This is a genomic window from Mycobacterium talmoniae, from assembly GCF_001854525.1.
In the GTDB taxonomy this organism is placed as follows: domain Bacteria; phylum Actinomycetota; class Actinomycetes; order Mycobacteriales; family Mycobacteriaceae; genus Mycobacterium; species Mycobacterium talmoniae.
In genome coordinates this window covers 1-3,407 of sequence record NZ_MLQM01000286.1, presented here as the reverse complement: position 1 = coordinate 3,407, position 3,407 = coordinate 1, and the positions used below count along the sequence as shown (strand labels likewise).

Annotated in this window: 4 protein-coding genes; 2 read left to right on the top strand and 2 right to left on the bottom strand. The window is 70.8% G+C overall.

Annotation, left to right across the window (positions count from 1 at the left end; translation table 11 throughout):
• Both BKN37_RS26475 and BKN37_RS26470 read left to right on the top strand, forming a co-directional pair.
• The coding region (locus BKN37_RS26475; RefSeq protein ID WP_131823713.1) for a DUF4328 domain-containing protein at positions 1-886 on the top strand (886 nt) is incomplete at its 5' end.
• Between the two features lie 5 nt (positions 887-891).
• Positions 892-1,710, top strand: a complete 819-nt coding sequence (locus BKN37_RS26470) for a glycerophosphodiester phosphodiesterase (protein WP_071030205.1) — start codon at positions 892-894, stop codon at positions 1,708-1,710.
• On the opposite strand, the gene BKN37_RS26465 is transcribed toward BKN37_RS26470, so the two are convergent.
• Together BKN37_RS26465 and BKN37_RS26460 are read right to left on the bottom strand one after the other, a co-directional pair.
• Entirely contained in the window at positions 1,707-2,252 is a 546-nt protein-coding gene (locus BKN37_RS26465; RefSeq protein WP_071030203.1) for a ferritin, read from the bottom strand. The two genes, BKN37_RS26470 and BKN37_RS26465, sit on opposite strands and share 4 nt — an antisense overlap.
• Before the next feature lie 168 nt (positions 2,253-2,420).
• Positions 2,421-3,407: LCP family protein (locus BKN37_RS26460; protein WP_423212845.1), on the bottom strand; the 987-nt coding region annotated here is incomplete at its 5' end.

The window sequence follows — 3,407 nt, the reverse complement described above, 5'->3', positions numbered from 1 at the left end:
CTACGCCGCGATACCCCGGTGGGGCCTGGTGGACCCGGTCAGGGACGCGGGTGCGCCCGAGGAGGCGGCGCCGCGGCGCGGTCCGTCGGCGGCGCTGGTGCGCGCGACGTTGCTGGCGACCACCCTGGCGTTGGGTCTCGCGGTGCTGGCGCACGTGGTGCGTTATGTGCTGCTAATCATCAACCGCAACACCTTGCTGCATCCGTTGGTGGCCGGTGCGGGGCTGTGGCTGGGGATCCTGGCCAGCGTCGCGGCGACGCTGCTGACCATTGGCGCCGCCGTGGTGCTGACTCGGTGGCTGATCGCCCGGCGCGCGGCGGCCTTCGCCCACCATGGCCATCCCGATCCGCGGGCGAACTGGGCAGTGCGGCTCGGCTGCCTGGCACCCCCCGTCTATGCCCTGGTGACAGCGCGGGTCATCGCGATCATCTTCGCCATTCCGGACGACCCGCCGAGCCGGTGGCTGCTGATCCTGGCGCTGCTGGCCTGTTTGCTGCCCCTGCTCGCGACGGTGTGGGCCCTGGTGTATCTCGTCGAGCTGGCGAAAACCGAAGACCACTACGCGCGGCTGCGCCAACCAATCTGGGTATGGTGGCTGGCGGCGCTGCTCGGCACCGCAACCTCGGCGTTCGCCACCCTGACCAGCTTTGCTCGTGACGCCCAGGGCATCGCGAACAACACCGTGGCGATGACGCTGGCGTATTTGCTGACCCTGGTCGCGACGGTCGCCGTCGCGCGGGTCTTCGAAGGATTCGAACGCCGCCCCGTCGAGCGGCCCGTGCACCGCTGGGTGGTGGTCGCCGACGCGGCGCCGGCCCCGGACATATCGGAACCAGGCGCTCCGGGTGAGTCGCTTGAGTCCGAGCAGCAGGAACCGGCAGCATAAGGGCCATGGCGTCGACCGATGGGGTCCTCACCGGGCACCCCTATGTGGTCGCGCACCGCGGCGCCTCGGTCGATTGGCCCGAACACACCCTGGCCGCCTACGACCTGGCATTGCAGGAGGGCGCCGACGGTGTCGAGTGCGATGTGCGGTTGACTCGCGACGGCCACCTGGTCTGTGTGCACGACCGGCGGGTCGACCGGACCTCGTCGGGCGCCGGGCTGGTCAGCGAGATGACCCTGGCGCAGTTGCGCGAGCTGGATTACGGCGGCTGGCACGACAGCCGGTTGCGCGACGGCCCGCCCGGCGACACCGGGCTGCTCACGTTGGATGCGCTGGTGTCGCTGGTGTTGGACTGGAACCGGCCGGTGAAGCTGTTCATCGAAACCAAGCATCCGGTCCGCTACGGCGGGCTGGTGGAAAGCAAGCTGCTGGCCCTGCTGCAGCGCTTCGGGATCGCGTCGCCGGCCTCCGCGGATCGGTCCCGGGCGGTGGTGATGTCGTTCTCCGCCGCCGCGGTGTGGCGCATCCGGCGCGCCGCACCGCTGCTGCCGACGGTGCTGCTCGGGGAAGCCTCCCGGTACCTGGGCGGCAGCGCCGCCACCACCGTCGGGGCGACCGCGGTCGGGCCGTCGATCGCCACCCTGCGTGAGCATCCCGAACTGGTCGACCGCGCCGCCGCCAAGGGCCGGGCGCTGTACTGCTGGACCGTCGACCAGTTCGAGGACGTCGACTTCTGCCGGGAGGTGGGTGTCGCCTGGATGGCCACCCATTACCCGGCCCGCACCAAAGCCTGGCTGCAGGGCGGGCCGGGCGCCGGCGGTTAGTTGCCGCCGCCGGCGATGCGCGGCGCCCCCGGTTCGGCGGACACGGCACCGACCTCGCGGGCGAGGAAGTTCTCCAGGTCGAACAGGTTGTCCCCGGCGCGCCCGGCGACCCGCACCAGCGTGGTCATCAGCGACACCTCCTCGACCTGCTCGCGCAGGAACCACTGCATGAACTGCTCGCCGAGGTAGTCCCCCTCGTCGCGGGCCACGCCGACCAGGCGGCTGACCTGTTCGGTGACCGTGCGTTCTTGATCCAGCGCCAACGCCAACGCGTCGCGGGGGGCGTCGAACTGGTTGCGCACCGTGTCCACCCCGGGGATCTCGACGTGGACGTCGCGGTCCAGCAGGTACTGCACCATCATCATCGCGTGGTTGCGCTCCTCGACGGCTTGGGCATAGAAATGCTTGGCCAATTGCGGCAAATCGCCGCCGTCGAAGTAAACCGCAATCGCGATGTATTGCTGCGCGGCGCTGAATTCGTTGTAAATCTGCTCTTGCAGCAGCGCGTGAAATTTCGTCTTGTGGGCATCGCGTTCACTCATGCTGAGCACGTTACGCCCAGCTCAGATGCGTTGTCACCCAAGGTAATACTTACTCAGGACAGCGTTGCCTAAGTTAAGCAAGGCTAGGTTTTATTGGCGGCGAGTGTGCAATTTCATACGCCGGCCGCGGCGTGTCGCGTATGAAATCACACATTCGGCGCAGATTGGCTACGGTTGGCCGTCGAATACGTCCGGGGGCAGCGGGGCGTCGGCGGCCAGCGCGTCGAACAGCTCCGCGGCGGCCTGGTGGTTCCACACCACGACCGCACCCGCATCGCTGTCGGTGAACTCGCCGATCGGCACGGTGAGCGTGGTGGTCGCGCCGTGCAGCGCCCAGGCCAGCCGGGCCAGGTCCCACACGTGGTCGTCGCGATCGACGCTGAGCGCGGCCACCCCCGCGCGGGGCACCGTGTACCAGCGCCGCGGGTTGAGCCAGACCGTCGGATCGGTGAGCCGCCCCAGCAGCGCCGCCATGAACAGCCGCTGATGCACCATCCGGTCCAGGTCGGCGCGCGGGGTGGCGCGGGTGCGGACGAAGCCCAGCGCGGTGCGGCCGTCCAGCCGCTGGCAGCCCGGCGCCAGGTCGATCCCGGCCAGCGGGTCGGTGATCGGTTCGCTGGGGCAGACGGTCACCCCACCGAGCGCGTCGACCAACGCGGCGAACCCGCTGAAGCCGATCTCGGCGTAGTGATCGAGCCGCAGCCCGGTGGCCTGCTCGACGGTCTGGGCCAGCAGCGGCGCCCCGCCCATCGCGTACGCGGCGTTGATCTTGTCCCGGCCGTAGCCGGGGATCGGGACATAGGAGTCGCGGGGCAACGACACCATGGTGGTGGCGCCGCCCGGCCCGGCGGCCACGTGCACCAGCAGGATGGTGTCGGTGCGCCCGTTGCCCAGGTCGCCGCCGGTGGTCAGCTCGGCCTGCTGCTCGGCGGTCAGGCCCTGCCGGCTGTCCGAGCCGACCAGCAGCCAGGTGGTGCCGCGGCCGGCGGGCGGCCGGTCGGGATAGCCGGTGAGCACCGGGCTGCGGTGCAGCGACGTGTCGACCCAGGCGCAGCCGGAGACGAGGCGGGCGCCCGCCCGGCCCGCGCCCATGCGGCGGGCGGGGGCGCGGCGGGGGCCGCGCGGGGGGGTGGGGGGGGGGGTGGCGGCTGGGTG

Bases quoted from the DNA above. Each gene is read 5' to 3' on its own strand.
- BKN37_RS26470 (WP_071030205.1), top strand. From the start codon at position 892: ATGGCGTCGACCGATGGGGTCCTCACCGGGCACCCCTATGTGGTCGCG.
- BKN37_RS26465 (WP_071030203.1), bottom strand. From the start codon at position 2,252: ATGAGTGAACGCGATGCCCACAAGACGAAATTTCACGCGCTGCTGCAA.